The 2,128-nt window shown below is 58.1% G+C and carries 3 protein-coding genes; all 3 read left to right on the top strand.

The window, feature by feature from the left end:
• Positions 1-657: LuxR family transcriptional regulator (locus LC343_RS24935; RefSeq protein ID WP_223479856.1), on the top strand; the 657-nt coding region annotated here is incomplete at its 5' end.
• Positions 658-743: 86 nt separating this feature from the next.
• On the top strand, positions 744-1,415 hold the full coding sequence (locus LC343_RS24930) for an acyl-homoserine-lactone synthase (protein WP_223479855.1): 672 nt from the start codon (positions 744-746) through the stop codon (positions 1,413-1,415).
• 297 nt (positions 1,416-1,712) lie between these two features.
• Positions 1,713-2,042 (top strand): transcriptional repressor TraM, encoded by a 330-nt coding sequence (locus tag LC343_RS24925; RefSeq protein ID WP_223479854.1) that lies wholly within the window; start codon positions 1,713-1,715, stop codon positions 2,040-2,042.
• Positions 2,043-2,128 lie beyond the last annotated feature (86 nt).

The raw sequence follows: 2,128 nt of genomic DNA, 5'->3' as shown, positions 1-2,128 counted from the left end.
GTCATGGAGGCACTTGCTGCCAGCTACGATCTCAAATCCGCAGCCTACTTCGGTGTTGGCCTGTCAGGCCGTACGAACGACGATCCGTTTCTAGCGGTGACGTATTCTTCGGATTGGGTCGAGCACTACAAGGAACGCCGCTTCGTGGAGATTGACCCGGTGATTCATCATGGGTTCCGGCGCCTGCTCCCGCTCGATTGGGACGGATTTGCTAAAACCGACGAGAGGGTCAAAACCCTGTTTGGTGAGGCGACCGAATTTGGTCTTGGGAGGAAAGGCCTCTCGATCCCGGTGCATGGTCGGCATGGTGATCGCGGGCTGCTTTCGATCAGTTGTGACAGGGCTGATCGCGACTGGGCGCATGATAAGCTCGTCTATCTGCGCGACTTCCAGGTCTTGGCCACACATATCCATGACAAGGTTCTGCGCCTGGAGGGAAACCGGCCACTGGACTTACATCTGTCCCCGCGCGAGCTCGAATGCCTGCAATGGATCGCGGAAGGCAAAACGGCTTGGGAATGCGCCACAATCCTGGGGCTCTCGCAACACACCGTCCGCTGCTATCTCGAGAGTGCTCGGCACAAGCTCAGTGCCACCAGTAACACCCATGCCGTATCAATCGCCCATAGAGCTGGCCTGCTTCTCTCCCCACTGTAAACCCTGTCGTTCAGCCGGATTTTCAGACAGAACTATCGCCGATAACTGGTGTCTCCGTCGTCAATTAACGAACGGAGACTACCATCATGATTTTCACAATCGAAAGCGTCGACCAGGACAAGCACCCCGAACTGATCGACGAAATGTTCCGCATGCGTGCGGAAGTCTTTTCCGGCCGCCTCGGCTGGGACGTGAGCGTCGAAAACGGCCGCGAGATCGACGGGTTTGACGCCGAGGATCCGCTTTACCTTCTGTCGCTCGATGAGCAGTCCGGGCAGTTGCGCGGAGCGGTTCGGCTCTTGCCCACGACCGGCCCCAACATGCTCAGGGACGTGTTTTCAATGCTCATGCCGGGTGGAGCGGTCGAGAGCCCTTTGATCTGGGAGAGCTCTCGCTTTGCGGTCAATCCGCGCATCTTCGAAGCTAAGGACCGGGCCGAAGCAAATCACACGGTGAACCGGACCACTGTGGAGCTCCTGTGCGGGATGGTCGAAACCGCCCAACAGGCCGGCATCGAGCACATCGTGTCCGTCTTCGACGCCAGAATGGCACGGATTTTTAGATCGATCGATTGCCGCTTTGAGCAACTCGGAACGCCGGCGCGAATCGGCAAGACCATGACCTATGCCGGCTTGTTCGATATGAGCCAAGACATGCGGTCCCGGCTGGGTGCCGCGGGCAATTTCCGCGAACCGGTTCTCGCCGATGTTGGATTGCCGTTGCGGTCCGCAACCGAACTCATGGCAAACGCCGAATAATTCCAATGCAAACACGCAGGTTAGCGTCTGGCGTTCGTTAACCTGATCAAATATGCTTCTCCCCGAGGCGGTACGCGCCGCCTTGGGGCTTAGAAACCCCACCACAGAGCAAGGTGCCGGCTACCCAGGCACAAGGGATCCTCTGACCATCGGCCGGGGGCCTGTGACGTATGTCCAGGCCTCACAGCTAAAGGTCGCAGGGACCGTCTGTGGCGGTTTTCTAACCCCCGGCTTGGGGTCGAGATCTTTCCTTTCGCGGGGGCGCACCGCGGACCAAGCCACGGGGTATTGCCGCTATTGCCAGAACCGATCAGTCTCAATCTTGAAACATTATCGCCCAAACAGTCCATTGCCGCGATCCTCGCCGGCCTAAATGAGCAGGCGCTTGAGCGTGTCGCCCTGGACGTCATCCGCGAGCAGAGGCGCTTCCTGGAAAACGCGCAGACCTTGTACGAGAAACTGTCCGTGCTGGAAGCCGAGGCGCCACTTGGCGACGAAACAGAGGACCTGCGTCACGATTATCGACTGGCGCTCTTGATGATGCGCGCCCATCACCAGGTCATGTCGGCCGTCATCGACAAGCTGGGCCGTGTACCTCGTTTGCCCGAGGACGAAACCAGTCACTAGGACGTTGCAGCGTCAATGGGCGCATTGCTAAGCCGCAGAAATCGTTCCCAAAAATAGCCTTTAGTTCCATAAGCAATATTATGCGA

It is taken from the genome of Oricola indica (genome assembly GCF_019966595.1).
Lineage (GTDB): Bacteria > Pseudomonadota > Alphaproteobacteria > Rhizobiales > Rhizobiaceae > Oricola > Oricola indica.
This window is presented reverse-complemented; position numbering and strand designations above follow the sequence as displayed.